The organism is Streptomyces sp. NPDC003327, from assembly GCF_053589515.1.
This window is the reverse complement of the sequence record NZ_JBSFSA010000013.1, coordinates 18,714-43,030: the sequence shown is the minus strand read 5'-3', so window position 1 is coordinate 43,030 and position 24,317 is coordinate 18,714. Positions and strand designations below refer to the sequence as shown.

Here is a 24,317-nt window from a genome sequence, read left to right as displayed (position 1 = left end):
CCCGGCCGAGCCGGGAGCGACCGGCGCCCCGGTCCGGAGGATCTCCGGGCCGGGGCGGGCGGGGCGTACGGGTACGGCTAGGGCAGCAGCTCGTCCATGGAGGCGCGGCGCCCCTTCTGCTCCATGCGGCGTTCGGCCCAGGCGAGGCTCTTCGGATTCACGTCACGGCCTGAGGCGAGGACCAGATCCTCCGCCGTGAAGTCGCCCTCCGACCCGGCGTGCAGCAGCCGGTCGGGCGTGGGGCCCTCCCCCGGAACGGTCTTGTCGGGCTCAGCGTTCATGCCGCCTCCTACGTGTGCGTCCGGCACTCGCCATTCTCGTGTCCGTGCCGTCTGCCCGCATCCGGGAGCCGTATGCGGCTCACCGCCGGGCGTCCCGTACGAGGGCGACGGCGGGAGACGGGCACGGAACGGAGTCGAACCGCGCCACGCCGTGTCGTCGCCATGGCGTCGGCGGGGTCCGGGTTCGACAATGGGGGGGATGACCGACGACGACCGGCAGACGCGCAGTGGCGAACTCGGACCCGCCGAGTGGCTCGCCATGAACCGGACCGGCAGCTTCGACTGGGACCTCGACACGAACACCATCGATGTCGACGAGTCGGGCCTGCTGATCTTCGGGCTGCCCGCGGACACCTTCGACGGGCGGCCGACCGCGCTGATGGCGCGCCTCTCCCCGGAGGAGCGGGACCGGCTGGAGACGGTCGTCCGTACGGCCCTGAAGGGCGGCCTCGCCTCGTACACCGCGCACTTCCCCATCCCGCAGGACGACGGGACACCCCACTGGACGCACGTCCAGGCGCGGATCCTGCGGCGGCCCGACGGGCGGGCGCAGCGGATCGTCGGGGTCGTGCGGGACACGACGGCGGAGGTCACGCACTCGGCGTTCGTGGAGGAGCTGGAGAAGCGGCGGGAGCTGCAGACCAGCATCGTCGAGCGGACGACGCACGCCCTGTCGCGGGCCGTGACGGTGGACGACGTGACGGCCGCGCTGACGGGCCCCGGGGGCCTCGCGCGGCTGGGGGCGGACGGCCTCGCGCTCGGGCTCGTCGAGAACGGTTCGCTCAACATCATCGCGCTCAGCGGGGAGTCCCTGGACGCCCTCAACGACTTCCGCACCCGGCGCCTCGACCGGGGCCTGCCGCTCGCCGAGACCGTGCTGAGCGGGCGGCCGCGCTTCGTCGCCTCCTTCGCCTCCCTCGGACGGGACTTCCCCGAACTCGCCCCGTACCTGGACCGCCTGCGGTTCCGGGCGGCCTGCTACCTGCCCCTGGTGGCACAGGCCCGGTCGCTGGGCGGGATGGCGCTGTTCTACCGGGGCCGGACGTCCTTCAACGCCGACGAGCGGAACCTCGCGCTCGGTCTGGCGGCGATCGTCGCCCAGTCGCTCCAGCGGGCCATCCTCTTCGACGAGGAGCGCGAGCTGGCCACCGGACTCCAGGCGACGATGCTGCCGCGCCGCATCCCCGAGATCACCGGCGGCGAGATCGCCGTGCGCTACCACGCAGCCTGGAGCGGACGGCAGGTCGGCGGCGACTGGTACGACGTGATCGCACTCCCCCGGGGCCGCGTCGGGATCGTCGTCGGCGACGTCCAGGGGCACGACACGCACGCCGCCGCCATCATGGGCCAGCTGCGGATCGCCCTGCGCGCGTACGCCGGCGAGGGTCACGCCCCGTCGACGGTCCTGGCGCGTGCCTCCCGCTTCCTCGCCGAGCTGGACACCCAGCGCTTCGCGACCTGCACGTACGCGCAGGTGGACCTGGCGAGCGGCGCCGTGCGTGCCGTACGGGCCGGGCACCTCGGGCCGCTGATCCGGCACACCGACGGCCGTGTGGGGCGGCCGAACCTGCGGGGCGGGCTGCCGCTCGGCCTCGCGACGGTGTTCGGGGACGAGGAGTTCCCGGAGACCCGGCTCGACCTCGTCCCCGGCGAGACGCTGGTGCTGTGCACGGACGGGCTCGTCGAGCAGCCGGGCACGGACATCGAGTCCGGTTTCGCGGCGCTCTCCGAGGCGGTGAGCAGCGGCCCGCCGCAGGCGGAGGCGCTCGCCGACCACCTCTCGGAGCGGTTGTGGGAGCGGTGGGGTTCGGGCGACGACGTGGCGCTGCTCGTGCTGCGGCGCAGCCCGGACCCGGGCACGCCGCGGGCGCCGCGCATCCACCAGTACATCCACCAGGCCGATCCGGCGGGTCTCTCGGACGCGCGGGCGGCCGTGGGCCGGGCGCTGCGGGACTGGGGCATGCCGGAACTGGCGGACGACGCGGAGCTGTTGACGGGCGAGCTGCTGGTGAACGTGCTCCTGCACACGGAGGGCGGCGCGGTGCTCACGCTGGAGGTGCTGCCCGAGCCGGTGCGGCGGGTCCGACTGTCGGTGCAGGACCGGTCGAGCGCGTGGCCCCGGCGGCGTACCCCCGGCGAGGCGGCGACCTCGGGGCGCGGACTGATGCTGCTCGACGCGCTGGCCTCCCGGTGGGGGGTGGAACCGCGCGGCGAGGGCAAGGCGGTGTGGTGCGAGATCGGACCGGCGTCCCCGGTGGGGGCCGGGTCCCCCGCGAGGAGAGGGTGAGGGCGGAGCCGTGGACCCTGTGGCCGCGTTGAACCGGATCGCGTTCCTCCTGGAGCGGGGCGGAGCACCGGGATACCGCGCGCGGGCGTTCCGCACGGCGGCGACGGCGCTGGCCGCCCTGCCGGAGGGCGAGGTGGCGCGGCGGGCGGCGGCGGGCACGCTGGAGTCGGTGAAGGGCATCGGGCCGAAGACGGCGGCGGTGGCGCGGGAGGCGCTGGAAGGGCGCGTGCCGGAGTATCTGGCCCGGCTCGAGGAGGAGTTGGCGGAGTCCCTCGGGGGCGGGGGCGGGGCGGGCGGCGGGGACGCGCTGCGGGCGGCGCTGCGCGGGGACTGCCACCTCCACTCGGACTGGTCCGACGGGGGCGCCACGATCGAGGACATGGGGCGCACGGCCGCCGGGCTCGGGCACGAGTGGGCGGTGCTCACGGACCATTCGCCGCGGCTCACGGTGGCGCGCGGGCTTTCGCCGGAGCGGCTGCGGGAGCAGCTGGACGTGGTGGCGGAACTGAACGAGCGGTGGGCACCGTTCCGGCTGCTCACGGGGATCGAGGTCGACATCCTCGACGACGGGTCGCTCGACCAGGAGCCGGAGCTGCTCGACCGCCTCGACGTGGTGGTCGGCTCGGTCCACTCCAAGCTGCGGATGGACGCGCGGTCGATGACCCGCCGCATGGAGCGCGCCGTCCGCGACCCGCACCTCGACGTGCTCGGGCACTGCACGGGGCGGCTCGTGGCGGGCGGGCGCCTGCGGCCGCCGTCGGAGTTCGACGCGGAGCGGGTCTTCGCGGCCTGCGCGGAGGCCGGCACGGCCGTGGAGATCAACAGCCGCCCGGAACGCCTCGACCCGCCGCGCGAGCTGCTCCGCCTCGCCGTCGACGCGGGCGTCCACTTCGCGGTGGACACGGACGCGCACGCCCCCGGACAGCTGGAGTGGCAGATCCTGGGCTGTGCCCGCGCGGAGGAGTGCGGGGTGCCCGAGGACCACGTGATCAACACGTGGCCGGTGGAGCGGCTCCTCGCGTGGACGCGGGAGACGCCGTAGGGTCACGGCGCCGCTGGCGGGGGGTGGTCGCCTGCCGCGCGGGAGTCAGGCGCGCTGCCAGACCGTGGTCACGTTGCAGAAGGCGCGGATGCCCTGGCCGGCGAGTTCGCGGCCGTAGCCCGAGCGTTTCACGCCGCCGAAGGGCAGGGCCGGGTGCGAGGCGGTCATGCCGTTGACGAAGACGCCGCCCGCCTCCAGGTCGCGTACGCAGAAGGCGATGTCCTCCTCGTCGCGCGACCAGACGTTCGAACTGAGCCCGAAGGGCGAGTCGTTGGCGACGGCCACCGCCTCCTCGACGTCGCCGACCGGGTAGACGGTGGCGACCGGGCCGAAGGCCTCCTCGTGGTGGATCCGCATCTCGGGGGTGATGTCGGTGAGCACGGTCGGCCGGTAGTACCAGCCGCGCGCGAGGGCCTCCTCCTCGGGGCGGTGCCCGCCGCACAGGACGGTGGCCCCGCGGCGTACGGCGTCGTCGACGAGCGACTCCAGGTCGGTGCGGCCCTGTTCGGTGGCGAGCGGGCCGACGTCGGTGGCCTCGTCGAGGGGGTCGCCGACGGTGAGGGCGTTCATGGCGGCCGTGAAGCGTTCGACGAAGTCGTCGAAGACGTCACGGTGGACGATGAACCTCTTGGCGGCGATGCAGGACTGGCCGTTGTTCTGCACGCGCGCGGTGACGGCGGTCTTCACCGCCCGGACGATGTCGGCGGACGGCATCACGATGTAGGGGTCGCTGCCGCCGAGTTCCAGGACGGTCTTCTTGACCTCGTCCCCGGCGACGGACGCGACGGCCCGGCCCGCGGGCTCGCTGCCGGTGAGGGTGGCGGCCACCACGCGGGGGTCGCGCAGCACCGCCTCGACCTCGCGGGAGCCGATGAGGAGGGTCTGAAAGCAGCCGTCGGGGTAGCCGGCCCGGCGGAAGAGGTCGCCGAGGTAGAGCGCGGTCCTGGGCACGTTGGAGGCGTGCTTGAGGAGCCCGGTGTTGCCGGCCATGAGGGCGGGCGCGGCGAAGCGGACGACCTGCCAGAGCGGGAAGTTCCACGGCATGACGGCGAGGATCGGGCCCAGGGGCCGGTAGTGGACGCGGGCGCGGTCGGCCCCGGAGTCCTGGACGTCGCTCTCGGCGGGGTGCTCGTCGGCGAGCAGCTCCTCGGCGTGCTTGGCGTACCAGCGCATGGCCTTGGCGCACTTGGCGGCCTCCGCGCGGGCGGCGACGATCGGCTTGCCCATCTCGACGGTCATCGTCCGCGCGATGTCCTCGGTGTCCTCGTCGAGGAGGCCGGCGGCGGCGCGCAGGAGCCGGGCGCGCTCGGCGAAGGAGGTCGTGCGGTACTGACGGTACGCCTCGTGCGCGGCGGCGATGCGCCGCTCGACCTCGTCGGGCCCGTGGGCCTCGTAGGTCCGCAGCGTCTCACCGGTCGCGGGGTTCACGGTGGCGATGCCCATGACGAGCCTCCTCCTGACATCGGCCCCCAACGGCAACCTCCCGCGTGGGGCGCGCCGCCGCAACAGGGGAGGTGCGGTGGGGTGACCCGGGCGGGGAGCCGGGGCGGGGGCGACGGGCCGGGGGGCGGGTCAGGGGGTGGGTCAGGGGGCCGGTGCGGTGAGCCAGGTCAGCGCGCCGGCGAGGTGGGCGCGGAAGACGGGGTGGCGGTACGCCTCCGGGGCGTGTCCGAGGGCGGTGAACAGCATCCGGCCCCGGTCAACGGTCCGGGACCACACGAGCGGGTGGTCGTCGCCGAGCGTGCCGCCCCGGTACGTGGACTCGTCGGCGCGGGCGAGCACGTGGACGTCGCCGAGGCCGCCGCTGCCGCCGCCGCGCGGGTTCGACGTGAAGTTGTACCACTCGTCGGTCCACTCCCAGCGGGCCGGAAGGGGAACGGTCACCGGATGGCCGGGGGCGTCGACGACGACCGTGCCGGGCTGGAGCGCGGGGTGCCCGTCGAAGCGGGTGCCGAGGAGTGCGCCGTAGAAGGGCCAGTCGGGCTCGGCGTTGGCCGCTGCGTGGACGGCGAGCAGGGCACCGCCGCTCCTCAGGTACGCCTCGAAGGCGGCGCGGCCGGAGTCGGTGAGGACGGTGCCGGTGGTGGAGAGCAGGACGACGACGGCGCAGCGGGCGAGCCGCTCGGGCGTGAACGCCTCCGGGTCCTCCGTCACCTCGGCCTCCCGGCCCTGCTCCGCGGCGAGTTCGACGAGTGCGGCGGCCCCGGCGGGGATCGAGTCGTGCCGGTATCCGGCGGTGCGGGTGTAGACCAGGACGTCGGGGGTGGGCACGCGGCGGACTCCGGGGGTGGGGGACGAGCTACGGCAGCGGGCGGAAGGGGGAGTAAGCGCTTTCCCTCTGCTGCACCCCGACCGTAACCAGGGAAAACCCGGGGCCGCAAGCCCCGCCCCTCCGGGGATACTCAGGACCACGCGGGGCAGCGGGCGGCAAGGGTCAGCGGGCGGGTCCGCCGGACGGGTCTTCGGACGCCTCTCCACCCTCGCGGAGTGTGCGGGTCGACGCCTCCAGGAGCGGGGTCAGGAACTCGCGCTCCAGGCTGCCCGGCGGCAGTTCGGCCGGTTCCACGTAGCTCTGGGCCAGACCGCCTTCGCGCAGGGCGATGAGGAGCCGGGCGAACCGGTCGGGGTCCACGGTGAGTTCACGGCCGGCCCTGCGCAGCACGAGCGCGAGGCCGCGGGCGATCTCGGCGCGCAGCCGCCCGTCGTGCCGGGCGAGCACCCAGGCCGCCTGGGGGTCGCGGATGGCGTGCAGGGTGAACTCGGTGGTGACGAGGTACCAGTCGCGCTCGTCGGGCTCGATGCGGGCGGCCAGCTCCGCGATCCGGGGCAGGGTGCACTCCTCGGCGGAGAGCGCGTCGATCGACTCGGAGAGCCGCCGCACGGTCCGCTCGCTGTGCTCGTCGAAGAGCGCGAGGAACAGCTCCTCCTTGCTGGCGAAGTTCGAGTAGTACGCGCCCCGCGTGAAGCCCGCCCTCTCGCAGACCTGCTCGATCGTCGTCGCGTGGAACCCGTACTCGGCGAAGGCTTCGAGCGCGGCCTTCAGGAGTGCCGCGCGCGTGTGCGGCCGCCGGCGTGTGACACCTTTCGCCACGGTGCTTCCTTCCCTCGGACGGCGCCGCGCGCGGGCGCGGCCCCCCGGCGCCTCCCCGCGCCACGACCGCCCACCCTACCGGCGGGCGCCGACCTCACCCCGGGCACGGATCGGCGGCGGCGGATAGGATTCACGCATGGGAGAGCGGCCCGTCGCACCCGTCGCACCCGACCTCGTCGTCGAGATCGACGGGGACGCGACCCTCGTGAAGGGGGGCCGTGCCTATCGCATCGGGCGCGACCCCACCGGTGATGTCGTCCTCGCGGACGCACGGGCGTCCTGGCACCACGCGGTGCTGCGCGCCGTCGGCGGCCAGTGGGTCCTGTTCGACGAGGGCAGTACGAACGGCACCTTCGCCGACGGAGTACGCGTGACGGGGTCCCGCGCCGTCGGTCCCGGCACGGTCGTACGCTTCGGGCACCCGGTCGACGGTCCCCGCGCCGTCCTCGCGGCGGGCGCCGCGGACCGTGCGCCGGGGCGCGCGCCGGTTCCACCGGAGCCGCCGCGGGAGCCGCCACCGGAGGCGCCCCCGCCTCCTCCACCCCCGCCGGAACCGCCGCCCGCGCTCGTGGAACCCGTACGGGAAGCCGAGCCCGTGGTACGGGAACCGGTCGTACGGGAGCCCGTCGTGCGGGAGCCCACGCCGGAGCCGTACCGGCCGGCGTCCGTGTCGCATCCGGCGGCCACCGGAACGTTCCGGCAGCCGACGTCCGTGCGGCCGCTGCCCGCCCGCACCGTCCGCATCGGGCGGGCGCCCGACAACGACATCGTCGTCGCGGACCTCGTGGTCTCCCGCCACCACGCGGAACTGCGCGCCCGCCCCGACGGCACCTACGCGATCCACGACCTCGGCAGCCACAACGGCACGTTCCTCAACGGACGGCCGGTCGCCGAGGCCCGCGTCACGCCGGAGGACATCGTCGGCATCGGCCGCTCCGCGTTCTGCCTGATCGGCGGGAAGCTCGTCGAGTTCACCGACACCGGCGAGGTCTCCCTCGACGTGCAGGCGCTCTCCGTCACCGTCGACCGCGGCCGCAAGACGCTCCTCGACGACGTGTCGTTCCCGGTGGGCGAGAAGTGCCTGCTGGCGGTGGTCGGGCCGTCCGGGGCCGGGAAGTCCACGCTGCTCGGTGCCCTCACCGGGCAACGGCCCGCCGACCGCGGCACGGTCCTGTACGACGGCCGCGACCTCTACCGCGACTACGCCGAGCTGCGCCAGCGGATCGGGCTCGTCCCGCAGGACGACATCCTGCACCTCCAGCTGACCGTGCGCAGGGCCCTCTCGTACGCCGCGGAGCTGCGCTTCCCCGAGGACACCGCGCGCGCCGAGCGGCGGGCGCGCGTGGACGAGGTGATCCGCGAGCTGGGCCTCGTGGAGCGCGCGGACCAGCCGATCCACAGCCTCTCCGGCGGCCAGCGCAAGCGCGTGAGCGTCGCCCTCGAACTGCTCACGAAGCCGTCCCTGCTCTTCCTCGACGAGCCCACCTCCGGGCTCGACCCCGGGATGGACCGCTCCGTGATGCACATGCTGCGCGGCCTCGCCGACGACGGGCGCACGGTCGTGGTCGTCACCCACAGCGTGCTGAGCCTCGACGTCTGCGACCGGCTCCTCGTCCTCGCGCCCGGCGGCAAGGTCGCCTACTACGGGCCGCCCAAGGACACCCTCGGGTTCTTCGGGTTCGCGCAGTGGCCGGAGGCGTTCGAGGCGTTCGAGAACGAGCGGGGCCGCGACTGGGCCGGGCAGTACCGCTCCTCCCGCTTCCACCGCCGGTACATCGAGGAGGCGACCGCGGCCGCCGGCGCGGGACCGGCCGCTGCAGGAGTGGGACCGGCCGCTGCCGGAGCGGCCGGCGCGGGATCGTCCCGTGCGGGATCGGGCGGTGCCGGCGCGGTCATGGCCGGCGGTCCGGCCGGCCGCGTGCCCGCCCCGCCGCCGAAGGCCCAGAGCTGGGGGTCCCAGCTGCGGACGCTCGTACGCCGCTACACGGCCGCGCTCGCCGCCGACCGCACGTTCCTCGCGATCATGATCGCCCTGCCGTTCGTGATGGGCGCGATGGCCCGCGCCCTGTCGGAGGGGCGGCTCAACCCCGAGTCCACCATGAACGTGCTGCTCATCCTCTGCGTCGGCGGCGTCCTGACCGGCGCGGCGAACGCGGTGCGCGAACTGGTGAAGGAACGCACGATCTACCGGCGCGAGAGAGCCGTCGGCCTCTCGCGCTCCGCGTACCTCGCCTCCAAGGTGGTCGTCCTCGGCACCATCACCGTGGTGCAGGCGGTGGTGCTCACGCTCGTCGCGCTGATCGGCGTCCCCCTGGGCGTGCCGGACGGCGTCCTGCTGCCGCCGCTGGTCGAGATCACCCTCGCCGTCGCGCTGCTCGCGTTCACCGCGATGATGCTCGGACTGTTCGTCTCGGCGCTGGTCCGCAAGGAGGAGGTGACGATGCCGCTGCTCGTCCTCCTCGCCATCGTGCAGGTCGTCTTCTGCGGCGCGCTCCTCACCGTGCGCGGCACCCCCGTCCTGGAGCAGCTGGCCTGGCTCGTGCCCTCGCGCTGGGCGTTCGCGGCGATGGGCGCGACCATCGACATAGGGAAGGTCGCGCCGAGCGAGAAGACCTCCGATCCGCTGATGCGGCACACGCCGGAGGCCTGGCTGTTCGACATGGGCGTGCTGGTGGTGCTCTGTGTCGTCCTCGGTCTCGTCGTGGCCCGGCTGCTGCGCCGCCACGAGCCCGTCGTGATGCGGCGGTAGGCGGACGGTGGGAGGAGGTGGACGCGTGAACGTCTTCGTACCCGAGTACGCGCCGGACTTCCGGCCGAGCCACGTCGTGCCGAGGGACGGCCTCCCGGCCTGGGAGAGCCCGGACCCCGGCCGGCCGACGGTGTCGCTCGACGCCTTCCTGCCGGTGCAGCTCATGGAGCGCGCCGGTGACTGGGGGCGGGTGCTGTGCTCCAACGGCTGGTCGGCGTGGGTGGACGCGCGGCTGCTCGTCGCCGTGCCCGCCGACCCTCCGGCGGCGGGTCGCCCGCTCGCCAGGACCGCCGATCCGCGGCCGCTGATCGCCCGCGCGGAGGACGCGCTCGGGCGCTACCGACGGGCGGCCGAGGAACTCGCCGCCGGCCGCGCGAACGGCGAGGGCTTCCGGCAGCGGACCCGCGGACTGCGGGTCGGGATGGTCGTCGACGGGGAGTCCGTGTGGCTCTACGACGCCGAGCACGAGCGCTGGGTGTACTGCGACGGCGTCGGCCTCGGTACGTACGCGGCCTCCTCGCCGCCGGCCTCGATGGCCGCGCCGTCCGATCCGGGCTCCCGGACCGCGGCCAGGGCGGACGGGTGGGACGGGGCGGACGGGTGGGACGAGACGGACGAGAGGGATGGGCCGGACGAGAGGGAGGGGCCGGACTCACGGCGGGACGAACCGTCCGGCCCGCCCGCCGTGTACGAGCCCACGCAGGTGGTCCCCCAGGTCGACCCGGCGGGGGCGGCCGGGCCGCCCCCGACCCAGGTGGTGGAACGGCCGCCGGGTGACCGACCGGACCGGGCGGGTGAGCGCTGATGGCCGGCGGCGGACGGGACACCGCCCTCCCGGCGGGCCGCCCCTCGGGGCTCGTCGGCCAGGAGATCGCGGGCTACCGGGTGGAGCGCGAGGTCGGACGCGGCGGCATGGCGGTCGTGTACCGGGCACGGGACCTGAGGCTCGGCAGGACCGTGGCCCTGAAGCTGCTCGCGCCCGAACTGGCCCGCAACGACACCTTCCGCAAGCGGTTCGCGCACGAGTCACGGGTCGCGGCCTCGATCGACCACCCGCACATCGTGCCGGTCTTCGAGGCGGGCGAGACCGAGGGCGTGCTGTACATCGCCATGCGGTACGTGGCCGGGCAGGACCTGGTCGCGCTCCTCGCCCGGGAGGGACCGCTGCCGCCCGCGACGGTGGGCCGGATCGCGGTGCAGATCGCCTCGGCGCTCGACGCGGCGCACGCGCACGACCTGGTCCACCGGGACGTGAAGCCGGGGAACATCCTGGTGGCGGAGGGCACCGACGGCGACCATCCGGAGCACGTCTACCTCACCGACTTCGGGCTGACGAAGAAGTCGCTGTCGCTGACCGGGTTCACGACGGTGGGCGAGTTCGTGGGCACCCTGGACTACGTGGCGCCCGAGCAGATCTCCGGCAAGCCGGTGGACGGCCGCTGCGACGTCTACAGCCTGGCCTGCGTGGTGTACGAGATGCTCGTGGGCGCCCCGCCGTTCCGCCGGGACACCGACTGGGCGGTCCTCTGGGCGCAGCAGTACGACCCTCCGCCGCCGCTCTCCGAAGTGCGGCCGGGTCTGCCGGTGGCGGCGGACACGGTGTTCGCGCGGGCCCTGGCGAAGACGCCGGAGGAGCGGTACGACACGTGTCTGCAGTTCGTCGCCGCGCTGCGCACCGCCCTCGCCTCCGGCACCACCGGCCCGGCCCCCGCCCCGTCCGCGCCCACTCCCCTGGGCCCGCCGCCGGAGCCGCCGACGTGGGCGCGGCCGGTGTTCCGCGAGCTGTAGGGGGCGTCGCGTCGCGGTGGTGCGGCCGCTGCCGTGCGGCGTTGCCGTAAGAATGTGGCTATGGCACGCACTTTTGAAGAGCTCGTCGCGGAAGCCGCGGCGGCCTCCGTGGACGGATGGGATTTCTCCTGGCTGGACGGCCGGGCGAGGGAGGAACGCCCGTCGTGGGGCTACCAACGGGCGATGAGTCGGCGGCTCGCGGCGGTGTCGGCGGCGCTCGACGTCCAGACCGGCGGCGGCGAGGTCCTGGCCGGGGTGGAGAAACTGCCGCCCACGACGGCCGCGACGGAGTCGTGGCCGCCGAACGTGGCCAGGGCGACCCGGCTGCTGCACCCGCGCGGGGTGGTGGTGGTCGCCGACCCGGACGAGCCGCCGCTGCCGTTCGGCGACGAGGCGTTCGACCTGGTGACCAGTCGGCATCCCGCGACGGTGTGGTGGTCCGAGATCGCGCGCGTGCTGCGACCGGGCGGGACGTACTTCGCCCAGCACGTCGGGCCCGCCAGTGTGTGGGAGCTGGTGGAGTACTTCCTGGGGCCGCAGCCCGAGGCGCGGCGGAAGCGCCACCCCGACGACGAGACCGCGGCGGCGCGGGCCGCCGGCCTGGAGATCGTCGACGTGCGCACGGAACGGCTGCGGATGGAGTTCTTCGACATCGGCGCCGTGATCTACTTCCTGCGCAAGGTGATCTGGACGGTGCCCGGTTTCACCGTCGAGCGGTACGGCGGCCGCCTGCGCGAGCTGCACGAGCGGATCGAGGCCGAGGGGCCCTTCGTCGCCCATTCCACCAGGACCCTCGTCGAGGCACGCAAGCCCGAGCGTGCGTAGAGCCCGCCCAGCCGCGCCGGTCCTCTGGGACAGGCGGTTCGGCCGAACGTCCCGGTGGGGGGTGGACTGGGGGGGCCGTCCGTGCCGGCGGATCGCGCTACGGACGTGATGATCCGTCCGACGGGACCTCGCCCTTGCGGTGGACGCGACGGGCGAGCAGGCCGCCGAGGAGGCCCGCGGCCAGGCCCCAGAGCAGGGCGAAGCCGACGGTCTTCCAGACATGGGGGCGCAGGACGACCTCGCCGCCGAGGGAGTCGAGGTCGCCGATGCCGAGGACGGAGAGGCCGAACCGGGCCTCGACCAGGGTGAGGGGGGCGACGACCAGCATGGTCAGGGCGAAGGCGACGCCCAGGTGGAGGGCGTGCTGCCAGACCTTCACGCGGGCGGGCGAGCGGACGGCGGCCACGAAGGCGACGGCGAGGAGCAGGACGGCGGCGACCGGCAACAGCCACCAGGCCCGCCCGTCCTGCGCGGCGAGCGAGGAGAGGTCGACGGTGGACAGGTCCGTTCCTTCGCGGCCCGGGGCGCCGTCCCCGCCGCCCTGGCGCAGGACCGCGTCGAGCACCTGGGGCATGGGCAGGCCGAAGGGGCCGTCCACGCGCCCCTCCCAGGAGCCTCCGATGCCGACGCCGAGGGCGAGCCAGGCCACGTTGGGCAGGCCGAGGAGGAGGACCGCGAGGGTCTCGGCCGGGTGCCCCTTCACGGCGAGGACGACGATCCCGACGACGAGGCCGACGACGACGTACGCGAGGACGAGCAGGAGCATCGCGTGGGCGGCGGGCCGGACCGGCTCCTGGTAGCGCAGGAGCCGGGAGGGGAGGGGGGTCCTGCGGGAGACGAGCAGGGCGACGGCGAGGACGCCGAGGATCCACAGGAGGCCGTAGAACAGCGTGGGACCGACGGCGGTGCGAAAGCCGACGGTGGGGTTCACGGCGTCGAGGAGCTCGCCGAAGAGGTCCGCGAGCGTGCTGCCGTCCTGGGCGTCGCCGCCGCCGATGGTGATGCGGAAGTCGTGCCGGGCGAGGGCCGAGAGGCCGAGGAGGGCCGTCAGCCAGAGGACGACGGTCGCGCCGGAACGGAGCAGGAGTTCGCGGGTGCTGGTGACCGCGTGGTGCCGCATCGGGCGCAGGAAGCAGTAGCCGGTGACCAGGGCGCCCACCAGGGTGACGGTGAGGGGCATGGCGGTGAGTTCGCCCTGGGTTCCGGCGAGGGATCCGGCGTCGCCGGAGAGTTCGATCTGGCCGCCCGCGGCCATCACGACGACCGCGGCGAGGACGGCGGTGAAGCCGCCGGGGAGGTCGGCCGCTCCGGCGGCCCAGAGGCCGAGGGCGGCGGTGACGCCCATCGCCACGAACCCGGCGACCACGGCCGCGAGGGCCTGGGCGGCGACGCGGCCGGGACGCCCCGTCGTGGCCGCGGGGCTGGAGGAGGTGGGGAGCCGGGTGCGCACGCTGCCCACGCTAGTACCGGTGACGGCGGTCCGCTTCCGGGCGTGAGCCGGGGTGGGAGTGGCGGAGTGAGCCGGGGTGGGGGTGGGCGGATGCGCGGGCGTGCTCCTCCGCTTGCGGGGCGGGCCCGTTCCGCGCACACAATGGGCGCGGAACGGAAGAAAGGGAAAAACGTGACTTCCCACCCGCCGTCCGGCCCTCCGTCGGTTCCTCCCTCGGGCCCTCCCTCGGGCCCCCTCTCGGGTCCGAGCACCCAGCCGGGTGCCGGCCCGCCCCCGCCACCCCCCGGCCCGCCGAGCGGCGGCTCGGGCGGTTCGGGTGGCTCCGGCGGCAGCGGCGGGGGCGGGGGCGGCAGTGGGGGCGGGCCGGGTGGCGACGGCCCCGGTGGCGGCGGTTCCACCGCCGTTCCCGGCGGCGGTGGCCGGAACGGCGGCGGCCCGTGGTGGCGCTCCGTACCGAAGGTCGCCTCCGTCACCGCCATCCTGGTGGCGGCCGCCGCCCTGGCCGTGGTCCTCACCAACCGGCCGGGCGACGGGGGCGGCACGGCCGGCTCCGGCGGCGGTGAGGTCTTCCTCCAGAACGCCGCCGCGTCCGGCCCCGATCCCTTCACCGCGTCGACGGCGCGCAGCGCCGGCGGTTCCGCGCCACCCGCATCCCTCCCGCCCCGTCCGGGGGCGACCGAGACGGGCACCCCCCGGGTGTCGGGCTCCGCGCCGGGCCTGTACGGCGGTACGCAGCAGGTGGCGAGCTGCGACGTGGAGCAGCAGGTCCGCTTCCTGTCCGCGGAGCCCGCGAAGAACGCGGCCTTCGCCACCGTCCTCGGCATCCGGGCCAACGACGTGCCGGACTACCTGCGCGCGCTGACCCCGCTCCAACTGCGCGTGGACACGCGGGTCACCAACCACGGCTACAAGGACGGCGCCGCCACCACGTACCAGGCAGTCCTCCAGTCCGGGACCGCGGTGCTGGTGGACGCGCGCGGGGTGCCGAAGGTGCGCTGCGCGTGCGGCAACCCCCTGACGGACCCGGTGGCACAGAAGGAACCGCGCACGACCGGCACGCCCTGGCAGGGATTCAACTCCTCGCAGGTCGTCGTGGTGGCGCCCTCGGTGACCGTGGTGAACGTCTTCGTCGTCTACGACCCCCAGGACGACGGCTGGTTCGCGCGGAAGCCCGGTGACACCGGGCGGCACGACAAGCCGACCCCGCCACCGCCCCGGCCGACGCCGTCGGTGTCGCACCTCCCGTCGACGTCCACGTCGAACTCGCCTTCGACCTCGCCGTCGTCTCCGTCCACGCCGACGCCGCCGTCGGACTCCCCCTCGTCCCCCAGCGACTCCCCCTCGGACACGCCGTCCGACACCCCGTCCGACACGCCGTCGAGCCCGCCCTCGGAGCAGTCGTCCAGTCCGGACGACGGGCCCACGACGGAGCGGTCGGCCGACCTCACGACGAGCAGCGCGCCCGGTGACGGGACGACCAGCCAGTCGGCCTCGACGGCCCCCGCCCCGGGTCCCGGCTCACTGATCGCCGCGGCCGCCGGGGCCGGCGCCTTCACACCGCCCACGCTCTGACAACGACGCCCGCCCAGGTACGGGCGACCCCCCGCACCGGTCCCTTCCGGTACGGGGGTTGCGCGTGTACGGGGCGGGCCCCCCGCAGCATCACGGCGGCGTCCGTCCGGCAGGCCGACCGTCCATCCGGTCAGTCCGACCGGCCCATGCGGTCCGTCCGGCCGTCCGGGCTCAGGCGAGGCGTCCCGCCCCGCGGAACCCCCTCGCCGTACGCAGCCCCCTGAGCCAGGTTCCGATCCGCAGCGGCCGGGCCGCGCGCTCCTCGGTGCGCCGCTGCCACATCCGCTCGTCGCGGTCGGTGAAGTGTCCGCACATCGCTCGTCTCCTCTCCGGCCGGGCTCCCCTGCGGCCCCGGGGCCACTGTCGGCCCCCGGGCCCGTCGACCAGGCCACTGGACAGGAGTCTGTAGCCTTATTGGCCTGGACAGCAGAGCCAATAAGGAGTGATTGGCATGGCAGAGGGCCGAGTGGTCCATACCGCGGACCGAACTCTGACGGGCCGCCAGCTCGCCTCGCTCCTCACCCCGCCGCCCGAGGGCCGGTTCGGCTACCGCGAGCTGGCCCGCGCCGTACGGGAAGCGCTCCTCGACGGCCGGGTCGCGCTGCGCCTGCGCCTGCCCGCCGAGCGGGAACTCGCCGCGGTCCTCGCGGTGAGCAGGACGACGGTGACGGGGGCGTACGACCTCCTGCGCGAGAGCGGTTACGCGCACAGCCGGCGCGGCGCGGGCACCTGGACGGCGCTCCCGGAGGGGCAGGCGCCGACGGCGCTGGGCGCGTTCCACGGCGAGGCCGGTGCCACCATCGACCTGGCCCTGGCCGCGCCGGAGGCACCGCAGGAGGAACTCGCGGCCGCGCTCGCCGCCGCCTCGGCCGAACTCCCTGCCTACGCCGGGGCGCAGGGCTACCACCCGTACGGGCTGCCGGTGCTGCGCGCCGCGATCGCCGCCCGGTACACGGCGCGCGGGCTGCCGACGCGGCCGGAGCAGATCCTCGTCACGACCGGCGCGCAGCAGGCCCTGTCCCTGGTGCTGTCCCTCCTGGGACGGCCGGGCGACCGGGTCCTCGCCGAGAACCCCTCGTACACCAACGCCCTCGACGCGATGCGCCACCGCGGCCTGCGGGTGACGCCCGTACCGGTCACCGACAGCGGGTGGGACACCGGGCTCGTGGAGGCGGCGCTGCGGCAGGCGGCGCCGCGGCTCGCGTACCTGATCCCGGACTTCCACAATCCGACGGGCCGCCTGATGCCGCAGGAGCAGCGCCGCGAGGTGGCGCGGGCCGCGCGGGCCACCCGGACCTGGCTGGTGGTCGACGAGACGCTCACCGACATGGCGCTCGACGTGCCCGCCCCGCTGCCGTTCGCGGCGTCGGTGGGCGGCGGCGACGCCGAGCAGGTGGTCTCGGTCGGCTCGCTGAGCAAGAGCTGCTGGGGCGGGCTGCGGGTCGGCTGGGTGCGGGCCGCCTCGCGGGTCGTCACCGAACTCGCGCGGGTCCGGATCGCCGCGGACCTCGCCGGTTCCGTCCTCGACCAGCTCGTCGCGGTGGCGCTCATCGACCGGCTCGACGTGATCCTGCCGCGCCGGACCGAGCAGCTGCGAGGGCGCCGGGAGGCCCTGACGGCGGCCCTGGCGCGGCACGTGCCGGAGTGGCGCTGGACCGTTCCGGCGGGTGGCATGTGCCTCTGGATCGACCTGGGCCGGCCGGTGGCCTCCCCGCTCGCCTCGCGCGCGCTGCGGAACGGGGTGCGGGTGGAGGGCGGGGCGCGTTTCGGCGTGGACCCGGGCACGCACGAGCACCGGCTGCGCATCCCGTACACCCTGCCGGAGAAGGCCTACGAACCGGCCGCCGAGCGGCTCGCGGCCGCGCTCGACGGGGCACCGGGGCGCTTCGCGGACCCGGCGCTGCCGGACTGGGTGGCCTGAGAGGCCCGGGGCCGTAAATCCGGATGCCGTTCGCCGGAGGTGCGTGTACGGTCCACCGAGTGGAACCACTGACCGACAAACAGATCCGCTCCTCGTTCGTGAACTGTACGAAGGGCGAGGCGGCGCGGCTCAAGCTGCCGCTGGACTTCGCCGAACTCCCCTGGTCCGACCTGGACTTCCTCGGCTGGGTCGATCCGGGCGCGCCGCTGCGGGCCCACCTGGTCGTGCCCCGCGAGGACGGACCGGTCGGCGTGGCGCTGCGCGTGCCGGCGGCGGGGCGGACGAGCGCGGTGAAGTCGAGCCTCTGCCAGATCTGCCTGACGGGGCACGCGTCGTCGGGAGTCACGCTGCTCGCGGCGCCGCTGGCCGGCAGCCGGGGCCGGGACGGCAACACGGTCGGCATCTACATCTGCGCCGACCTGGCGTGTTCCCTGTACATCCGGGGGCGCCGCCAGCCGAAGCTGCGCGGGCTTCGCCAGGAGGAGACGCTGACGCTGGAGGAGAAGGTCGCCCGCACGATGGGCCATCTCGACGCGTTCGTCGACCGGGTCACGGCCGGCTGACGCGGCGGCCCCCGGCGCCCCCGGCGGGGGTGTCGGGGGCCGTCGTCGTCACTGGGGGATGTCCGTCAGCGGAAGGCCTGCTCGCCGGTGAGCGCCTTGCCGATGACGAGGGAGTGGACCTCGCTCGTGCCCTCGTACGTGAGGACCGACTCCAGGTTGTTGGCGTGGCGCAGCACCGGGTACTCCAGGGTGATGCCGTTGGCTCCGAGGACGGTGCGGCACTCGCGGGCGATCGCGATGGCCTCCCGCACGTTGTTGAGCTTGCCGACGCTGACCTGTTCGGGGGTGAGCGTGCCCGCGTCCTTGAGGCGGCCGAGGTGGACGGCGAGCAGCATGCCCTTGCCGAGTTCCAGGGACATGTCGGCGAGCTTCTGCTGGGTGAGCTGGTAGGAGGCGAGGGAGCGGGCGAAGACGACCCGGTCCTGCGCGTAGGAGATGGCCGTCTCCAGGCAGTCGCGGGCCGCGCCCAGCGCGCCGAAGACGATGCCGAAGCGGGCCTCGTTGAGGCAGCCGAGCGGGCCGGAGAGGCCGCGGGCGCCGGGCAGTACGGCGTCGGCGGGGAGGCGGACGTCCTCGAGGACGAGTTCGCTGGTGACGCTGGCGCGCAGAGAGAGCTTCATCGTGATCTCGGGCGCGCTGAAGCCCGGGGTGCCGGCCGGGACGAGGAAGCCGCGCACGCCGTCCTCGGTGCGGGCCCAGACGACGGCGACGTCCGCCACCGAACCGTTGGTGATCCACATCTTGGTGCCGTTGAGCACCCAGTCCGATCCGTCGCGCTTGGCGTTGGTCCGCATGGCGCCCGGGTCGGAGCCGGCGTCGGGCTCGGTGAGGCCGAAGCAGCCGATGTACTCGCCCGCCGCCATCTTCGGCAGCCACTGCTGCTTCTGCTCCTCGGAGCCGTACTTCCAGATCGCGTACATGGCGAGGGAGCCCTGAACGGAGACGAGGGAGCGCAGTCCGGAGTCGACGGCCTCCAGTTCCAGGCAGGCGAGGCCGTACGCGACGGAGTTGGTGCCCGCGCAGCCGTAGCCCTCCAGGTGCATGCCGAGGACGCCGACGCCGCCGAGGGTGCGGGCCAGTTCGCGGGCCGGGATCTCGCCCTTCTCGAACCAGCCGGCGACGTGCGGCCGCAGTTCGCGGTCGGCGACGGCCCGCACGGTCCTGCGGATCTCGCGCTCCTCGTCGGTGAGCAGACCGTCGACGGCGAACAGATCGAAGGGGTGGACGGGGGTGGACGGCGACGACTTCACGGACGGCCTCCTGACGGCTGTGGCAACTCGGCGAGCCGAAGCGTAGCGCCCGATCGAATATTGGATCCAGTATTGAAAATCCGATATCCCGCCCCTACGGTCCGACTGAATCCAATATTCGCCGACGAGGGAGAGCGGACATGCAGCACGCGTACCACGACGAGCCTGCCGGCTCCGTCGACCCCGCCGACCGTCCGGACGCTCCCGCGGCCGGCGCCCTGTCCGGGATCGTCGTCGCGGACTTCGGCCGGGTGCTCGCCGGTCCGTACATGACGATGCTCCTCGCCGATCTCGGGGCGGACGTGATCAAGATCGAGCGCCCGGGGTCGGGCGACGACACGCGCGCGTGGGGACCGCCGTTCGCCGCCGGCGAGGCCACGTACTTCCTTGGGGTGAACCGCAACAAGCGGTCGGTGGCACTCGATCTGACGGATCCCGAGGACCTGGCGACGGCGCGGGCGATCGTCGACCGGGCCGACGTGCTCGTCGAGAACTTCCGCCCCGGGACGATGGAGAAGCTCGGCCTCGGCCACGAGGAGGTCCGCGGGAGGAACCCGGGTCTCGTCTACTGCTCCGTCACCGGCTTCGGCTCCGACGAGGGCGCCCGGCTCCCCGGCTACGACCTGCTCGTGCAGGCGATGGGCGGTCTGATGAGCGTCACCGGCGAACCGGGCGGCTCCGGTACGAAGGCGGGGGTGGCGCTCGTCGACGTCATCACCGGTCTGCACGCCGGGCTCGGCGTGCTCGCCGCGCTGCGGCACCGCGAGCGCACCGGCGAGGGCCAGCGGATCGAGGTCTCGCTGCTGGGTTCGCTGCTCTCGGCGCTCACCAACCAGGCGGCCGCGCACCTGGGCGCCGGGGTCGTCCCGCGCGCGATGGGCAACCGGCACCCGAGCATCGCCCCGTACGAGGTGTTCGAGGCGGCGGACCGGCCGCTGGTCCTCGCCGTCGGCAACGACCGCCAGTTCCGGGCGCTGTGCGAGCGGCTCGGGCTGCCGGAGCTGGCGGAGGACCCGCGCTTCGCGACGAACACCGCCCGGGTCGCCCACCGGGACGCGCTGGTCACCGCCCTGTCCGGCCGCCTCGGGACGCGCCCGGCGGACGACTGGTTCGAGGAGCTGACGGCGGCCGGGGTGCCCTGCGGGCCCATCAACGACCTGGCCGGCGCCTTCGCGCTCGCCGACCGCCTGGGGCTCGGCGCGCACGTCCCGGAGTCCGCGGCCGGACCCGCCCAGGTCGCCCACCCGGTCCGGTTCGGGTCGACGCCCGCCGCGTACCGGGCCGCTCCCCCGCGCCTCGGCGAGCACACGGACGCGCTCCTCGCGGAGCTGGGACGGCCACCACGCACCGACTGATCCATAGGAAGATGGTCCGGACGGAACGGAACGGAAGGTACATCCGATGAGCAGCGCGGTGCAGAGGCGGCGGCCGCAGACCGCCCAGCAGTTCGTCCTGGCCGAGCTGCGGCGCGCGATCACCAGCGGCGAGCTGAAGCCGGGCGCCCCCATCCGCCAGGACGCCCTGGCGGCCCGCCTCGACGTGAGCCGCGTCCCGCTGCGCGAGGCCCTCAAGGCGCTGGAGGCCGAGGGTCTGGTCGTGCACCACATACACCGCGGCTACTTCGTGGCGCAGCTGTCCCTCGCCGACCTGGAGGAGATCTACCGCATCCGCGGGCTCCTGGAGACGGAGGCCGTCCGGCTCGCCGCCGTCTCGATGCCCGACGGCACGATCGCAGCGCTCGAACGGATCCAGCGGGAGGTGGAGCGAGCCGCGGAGGAGGGCGACATCACGACCATGGCCGCCGCCAACCGGCACTTCCACTTCACCCTGATCGAGGCCTGCGGCATGCCGCGCCTGGTGCGCCTGATCACGACGCTGTGGGACGCCACCGACGCGTACCGCTCGCTGTACTACACCGAGCCGACGCACCGGAAGCAGGCCGTCCGCGAGCACCGTGCCGTGATCTCGGCCCTCGCCAACGGCGACGACGACGCGGCCGTCCACTGGCTCGACGAACACCGCGCCCACGCGGTGGCGGCCCTCCGCGAGGTCCTCGACCTGAGCCGCGACTGACCGCCCCAGGAAAACCCGGTGCCCGGCGGCCCGTCGCCGCCCTACCCTCCCGGCATGGACGCACCTCATCTGCTCAACGTCGTGGACGTCGAGGCGACCTGCTGGGAGGGCTCGCCGCCGCCCGGTGCCGTCAGCGAGATCATCGAGATCGGCCTGACCGTCGTCGACCTGACCGCCCGCGAACGGACCGCCCGCCACCGCATCCTGGTCCGCCCGGCCCGCTCCCGGGTCAGCGCCTTCTGCACCACCCTGACCGGCCTCACCCAGGCCGAGGTGGACAGGGGCCTCGACTTCGCCGCCGCCTGCCGCCTCCTCGCCACCGCCCACGCCTCCGGCAGCCGCCCGTGGGCCAGTTGGGGCGACTACGACCGCCACCAGTTCACCCGCCAGTGCGCGGCGACGAACACCCCGTACCCCTTCGGCCGCCACCACACCAACGCCAAGGCGGTCTTCACCGACGCCCACGCCCTCCGCCGCCGCCCCGGCATGGCCCAGGCCCTCACCCACGCCTCCCTCCCCCTGGAGGGCCGCCACCACAGCGGCGAGGACGACGCCTGGAACATCGCGTCCCTCGTCCTCCACCTCGCCGAACGGGACGCCTGGCCGACACCGCACGCGTGAGGGTTAGCCTGGCGCCCGACACGAGGAGGGTTCATGGGGCGGATGGCTGCGGGGGAACGGCGCAGGCAGTTGGTCGAGGCGGCGATCAGGGCGATGACCAGGGACGGGGTCGCTCGGACGACCACCCGGTCGATCTGTGCCGAGGCGGGGGTGTCCCTGAGCGTCTTCCACTACTGCTTCGATTCCAAGCAGGCGCTGCTCGAGGCGGCGATCGAGACGATCACCGAGAGCTACGTGGCGCGGGTGATGTCGGCGGTCGAGCCGCGGGCCACGTTGCGCGAGACGGTGCGGGGAGCGTTGCGGACGTACTGGGGGGACGTCGTGGGGCGGCCCGGGGAGCACATGCTGACCTATGACCTCACCCAGTACGCCCTGCGGGAGCCCGGGTTCGAGCATCTGGCGCGGGCGCAGTACGTGCAGTACGCGGTGTCGGCGAAGGCCCTGGTCGAGCAGGTGACCGGGGTGGTGGGGGTCGAGCCGAAGGTGCCGGTGGAGGTGGTGGCGCGGTATCTGGCGGCGGTGGTGGACGGGCTGACGCTGCAGTACCTGGTGCTGGGGGACGCGGAGGGGGCGGAGGCCCTGCTCGATGTGACGGCCGATCAGTTGGTGCGGCTGATCGAGGGGTGACGGGTGGGGTCCGGGGCTTCAGGTCGTCTGTCCCGGACTATTGACTCACTCTCTCGTGGCCGCGATCCTCGGGGCGCCCGGTACACCCCCACCGACCGGAGGCATCGCAGACCATGAACCCATCGTCAGCACGCAGGACGCGGCGCTTGACGCTCGTGTCCCTCCTTCTCGCCCTGGCCGCCGTCCTGTTCGGCTCCGGTCCCGTCCCCGCCGCCGGCCCCGGCGGCGGGGCGTGGTGGGAGCCCGCCTCCCGGCCCTCCCCCGATTCCGGGATCAACGTGACCGGTGCGCCGTTCCAGGGCACCGACGCGCGGGGCCGGGTGCGCGGCTTCGTCGACGCGCACAACCACCTGATGTCCAACGAGGGCTTCGGCGGCCGGATGATCTGCGGCAAGCCGTTCTCCGACGCGGGGGTGGCGGACGCGCTCAAGGACTGTCCCGAGCACTACCCGGACGGTTCGGGCGCGATCTTCGAGAACCTCACCGGCGGCGCGGACGGGCACCACGACCCGGTCGGCTGGCCGACGTTCAAGGACTGGCCGGCCCACGACTCGCTGAGCCACCAGCAGAACTACTACGCGTGGGTGGAGCGGGCCTGGCGCGGCGGGCAGCGGGTGCTCGTCACCGATCTGGTGACGAACGGCCTGATCTGCTCGCTGCTCCCCCGGGACCGGGGCTGCGACGAGATGGAGTCGATCCGGCTGCAGGCCCGCAAGACGTACGAGATGCAGGAGTACGTCGACCGGATGTACGGAGGCGCGGGCAAGGGCTGGTTCCGGATCGTGACCGGCGCCGCGCAGGCCCGCGCGGTGGTCGAGCAGGGCAAGCTCGCGGTGGTCCTCGGCGTCGAGACGTCGGAGCCGTTCGGCTGCAAGCAGATCCTCGACGTGGCGCAGTGCGACCGGGCGGACATCGACCGCGGCCTCGACGAGCTGTACGGGCTCGGCGTCCGCAGCATGTTCCTGTGTCACAAGTTCGACAACGCGCTGTGCGGCGTCCGCTTCGACAGCGGCACCACGGGCGTGGCGGTCAACATCGGCCAGTTCCTGTCCACCGGGACGTTCTGGGCCACGGAGCGGTGCACCGGGCCGCAGCAGGACAACCCGATCGGGCTCGGCGCCGTGCCCGCGATGGAGGCGAAGCTGCCGGCCGGGGTGAGCGTGCCCTCGTACGCCTCGGACGCGCGGTGCAACACCCGGGGCCTGAGCAGGCTGGGCGAGTACGCGCTGCGCGGCATGATCGACCGCGGCATGATGCTGGAGCTCGACCACATGAGCGTCAAGGCCGCCGGCCGCGCCCTGGACATCCTGGAGGCCGAGGAGTACCCGGGCGTGCTCTCCAGCCACAGCTGGATGGACCTCGACTGGACCGAGCGGCTCTACCGGCTCGGCGGGTTCGTCGCCCAGTACATGCACGGCGCGGAGGGCTTCGTCGGGGAGGCGGGCCAGAAGGCCGCGCTGCGGCAGAAGTACGGGGTCGGGCTCGGCTACGGCACCGACATGAACGGGGTCGGCGGCTGGCCGGGGCCGGTCGGGGCCGGGGCGCCGAACGCCGTCACGTACCCCTTCCGCAGCTTCGACGGGGGCGCGGTCCTCGACCGGCAGGTGACCGGCGAGCGCACCTGGGACCTCAACACGGACGGCGCCGCGCACAACGGCCTGGTCCCCGACTGGATCGAGCAGCTGCGGCTGACCGGCGGGCAGGGCATCGTCGAGGAGCTGGCCGGCGGCGCGGAGTCGTACTTGAGGACCTGGCGGGCGACGGAGGACCACGAGGTCGGCGTCGACCTCGCGGAGGGCAGGCCGACGTCGGCGAGCTCCACGGAGTGGAACCCGTTCACGAGTTACGCGCCCGGCCGCGCCGTCGACGGTGACGTCGGTACGCGCTGGGCCAGCGACTGGTCGGACGCGCAGTGGCTGGCGGTCGACCTGGGGGCGGTGCACCGGATCGGGCGGGTGACGCTCGACTGGGAGCGGGCGTACGCGCGGACGTACCGGATCGAGGTGTCGGAGAACGGCACGGACTGGCGGACGGTCTGGTCGACGGACGCCGGTGACGGCGGTTACGACACGGCGGAGTTCGCCTCGCAGTCCGCGCGTCACGTACGGATCCAGGGCGTGCGGCGCGCGACGGGGTGGGGGTACTCGCTCCACGAGGTCTCCGTGCGGCGGGGGTGA

At 74.2% G+C, this 24,317-nt stretch carries 21 protein-coding genes; 14 read left to right on the top strand and 7 right to left on the bottom strand.

The window, feature by feature from the left end; translation table 11 throughout:
* Window positions 1–77: 77 nt before the first annotated feature.
* On the bottom strand, window positions 78–281 hold the full coding sequence (locus ACWDVG_RS14365) for a hypothetical protein (protein ID WP_451699449.1): 204 nt from the start codon (window positions 279–281) through the stop codon (window positions 78–80).
* A 199-nt stretch (window positions 282–480) separates the two neighbouring features.
* Here ACWDVG_RS14365 and ACWDVG_RS14360 point away from each other — a divergent pair, with 199 nt between their 5' ends.
* Together ACWDVG_RS14360 and ACWDVG_RS14355 are read left to right on the top strand one after the other, a co-directional pair.
* Window positions 481–2,568: a SpoIIE family protein phosphatase gene (locus ACWDVG_RS14360; RefSeq protein WP_451699448.1), complete on the top strand. Its 2,088-nt coding sequence runs from the start codon at window positions 481–483 to the stop codon at window positions 2,566–2,568.
* Window positions 2,569–2,578: 10 nt separating this feature from the next.
* The gene (locus tag ACWDVG_RS14355) at window positions 2,579–3,610 is read left to right on the top strand and encodes a PHP domain-containing protein (RefSeq protein ID WP_451699447.1); all 1,032 of its coding nucleotides are present in this window, start codon (window positions 2,579–2,581) and stop codon (window positions 3,608–3,610) included.
* A gap of 45 nt (window positions 3,611–3,655) precedes the next feature.
* On the opposite strand, the gene ACWDVG_RS14350 is transcribed toward ACWDVG_RS14355, so the two are convergent.
* From ACWDVG_RS14350 to ACWDVG_RS14340, 3 genes are all read right to left on the bottom strand, one after another.
* Entirely contained in the window at window positions 3,656–5,053 is a 1,398-nt protein-coding gene (locus tag ACWDVG_RS14350; RefSeq protein WP_451699446.1) for an NADP-dependent succinic semialdehyde dehydrogenase, read from the bottom strand.
* A gap of 141 nt (window positions 5,054–5,194) precedes the next feature.
* Window positions 5,195–5,881: a ThuA domain-containing protein gene (locus ACWDVG_RS14345; RefSeq protein ID WP_451699445.1), complete on the bottom strand. Its 687-nt coding sequence runs from the start codon at window positions 5,879–5,881 to the stop codon at window positions 5,195–5,197.
* A 163-nt stretch (window positions 5,882–6,044) separates the two neighbouring features.
* A complete protein-coding gene (locus tag ACWDVG_RS14340) occupies window positions 6,045–6,701 on the bottom strand; it encodes a TetR/AcrR family transcriptional regulator (RefSeq protein ID WP_451699444.1) in 657 nt (218 codons plus the stop codon).
* Between the two features lie 136 nt (window positions 6,702–6,837).
* On the opposite strand from ACWDVG_RS14340, the gene ACWDVG_RS14335 reads away from it, so the two are divergent.
* From ACWDVG_RS14335 to ACWDVG_RS14320, 4 genes are read left to right on the top strand one after another with little or no spacing between them, the layout of a single operon-like run.
* Complete coding sequence (locus ACWDVG_RS14335; protein WP_451699443.1) at window positions 6,838–9,450, top strand: FHA domain-containing protein; 2,613 nt, start codon at window positions 6,838–6,840, stop codon at window positions 9,448–9,450.
* Window positions 9,451–9,475: 25 nt separating this feature from the next.
* Entirely contained in the window at window positions 9,476–10,255 is a 780-nt protein-coding gene (locus tag ACWDVG_RS14330; protein WP_451699442.1) for a hypothetical protein, read from the top strand.
* Window positions 10,255–11,238 (top strand): serine/threonine-protein kinase, encoded by a 984-nt coding sequence (locus ACWDVG_RS14325; protein ID WP_451699441.1) that lies wholly within the window; start codon window positions 10,255–10,257, stop codon window positions 11,236–11,238. The genes ACWDVG_RS14330 and ACWDVG_RS14325 overlap by 1 nt, the downstream gene beginning before the upstream one ends.
* A 60-nt stretch (window positions 11,239–11,298) precedes the next feature.
* Window positions 11,299–12,063, top strand: coding sequence for a class I SAM-dependent methyltransferase (locus ACWDVG_RS14320; RefSeq protein WP_451699440.1), 765 nt, complete (start codon window positions 11,299–11,301; stop codon window positions 12,061–12,063).
* 97 nt (window positions 12,064–12,160) lie between these two features.
* Here ACWDVG_RS14320 and ACWDVG_RS14315 read toward each other — a convergent pair whose 3' ends face one another.
* The gene (locus ACWDVG_RS14315) at window positions 12,161–13,522 is read right to left on the bottom strand and encodes a streptophobe family protein (protein WP_451699439.1); all 1,362 of its coding nucleotides are present in this window, start codon (window positions 13,520–13,522) and stop codon (window positions 12,161–12,163) included.
* A gap of 162 nt (window positions 13,523–13,684) precedes the next feature.
* On the opposite strand from ACWDVG_RS14315, the gene ACWDVG_RS14310 reads away from it, so the two are divergent.
* Complete coding sequence (locus tag ACWDVG_RS14310; protein ID WP_451699438.1) at window positions 13,685–15,085, top strand: DUF6777 domain-containing protein; 1,401 nt, start codon at window positions 13,685–13,687, stop codon at window positions 15,083–15,085.
* Between the two features lie 171 nt (window positions 15,086–15,256).
* Here the strand turns inward: ACWDVG_RS14310 and ACWDVG_RS14305 are convergent, their stop codons facing one another.
* Entirely contained in the window at window positions 15,257–15,400 is a 144-nt protein-coding gene (locus ACWDVG_RS14305; RefSeq protein ID WP_451699437.1) for a hypothetical protein, read from the bottom strand.
* A 136-nt stretch (window positions 15,401–15,536) separates the two neighbouring features.
* On the opposite strand from ACWDVG_RS14305, the gene yczR reads away from it, so the two are divergent.
* Both yczR and ACWDVG_RS14295 read left to right on the top strand, forming a co-directional pair.
* Entirely contained in the window at window positions 15,537–17,006 is a 1,470-nt protein-coding gene (gene yczR, locus ACWDVG_RS14300) for a MocR-like transcription factor YczR (RefSeq protein ID WP_451699436.1), read from the top strand.
* A gap of 59 nt (window positions 17,007–17,065) precedes the next feature.
* Window positions 17,066–17,569: an FBP domain-containing protein gene (locus ACWDVG_RS14295; protein ID WP_451699435.1), complete on the top strand. Its 504-nt coding sequence runs from the start codon at window positions 17,066–17,068 to the stop codon at window positions 17,567–17,569.
* Window positions 17,570–17,634: 65 nt separating this feature from the next.
* On the opposite strand, the gene ACWDVG_RS14290 is transcribed toward ACWDVG_RS14295, so the two are convergent.
* On the bottom strand, window positions 17,635–18,780 hold the full coding sequence (locus ACWDVG_RS14290; protein WP_451699538.1) for an acyl-CoA dehydrogenase family protein: 1,146 nt from the start codon (window positions 18,778–18,780) through the stop codon (window positions 17,635–17,637).
* 179 nt (window positions 18,781–18,959) lie between these two features.
* Between ACWDVG_RS14290 and ACWDVG_RS14285 the strand changes: the two genes are divergently transcribed.
* The 5 genes from ACWDVG_RS14285 to ACWDVG_RS14265 all read left to right on the top strand — a co-directional run bounded on the left by ACWDVG_RS14285 (window position 18,960) and on the right by ACWDVG_RS14265 (window position 24,317).
* Complete coding sequence (locus ACWDVG_RS14285) at window positions 18,960–20,174, top strand: CaiB/BaiF CoA transferase family protein (RefSeq protein ID WP_451699434.1); 1,215 nt, start codon at window positions 18,960–18,962, stop codon at window positions 20,172–20,174.
* Window positions 20,175–20,220: 46 nt separating this feature from the next.
* Entirely contained in the window at window positions 20,221–20,892 is a 672-nt protein-coding gene (locus ACWDVG_RS14280) for a GntR family transcriptional regulator (protein ID WP_451699433.1), read from the top strand.
* A 54-nt stretch (window positions 20,893–20,946) separates the two neighbouring features.
* On the top strand, window positions 20,947–21,513 hold the full coding sequence (locus ACWDVG_RS14275) for an exonuclease domain-containing protein (protein WP_451699432.1): 567 nt from the start codon (window positions 20,947–20,949) through the stop codon (window positions 21,511–21,513).
* Window positions 21,514–21,546: 33 nt separating this feature from the next.
* On the top strand, window positions 21,547–22,140 hold the full coding sequence (locus tag ACWDVG_RS14270; RefSeq protein WP_451699431.1) for a TetR/AcrR family transcriptional regulator: 594 nt from the start codon (window positions 21,547–21,549) through the stop codon (window positions 22,138–22,140).
* 113 nt (window positions 22,141–22,253) lie between these two features.
* Window positions 22,254–24,317 (top strand): galactose-binding domain-containing protein, encoded by a 2,064-nt coding sequence (locus ACWDVG_RS14265; protein WP_451699430.1) that lies wholly within the window; start codon window positions 22,254–22,256, stop codon window positions 24,315–24,317.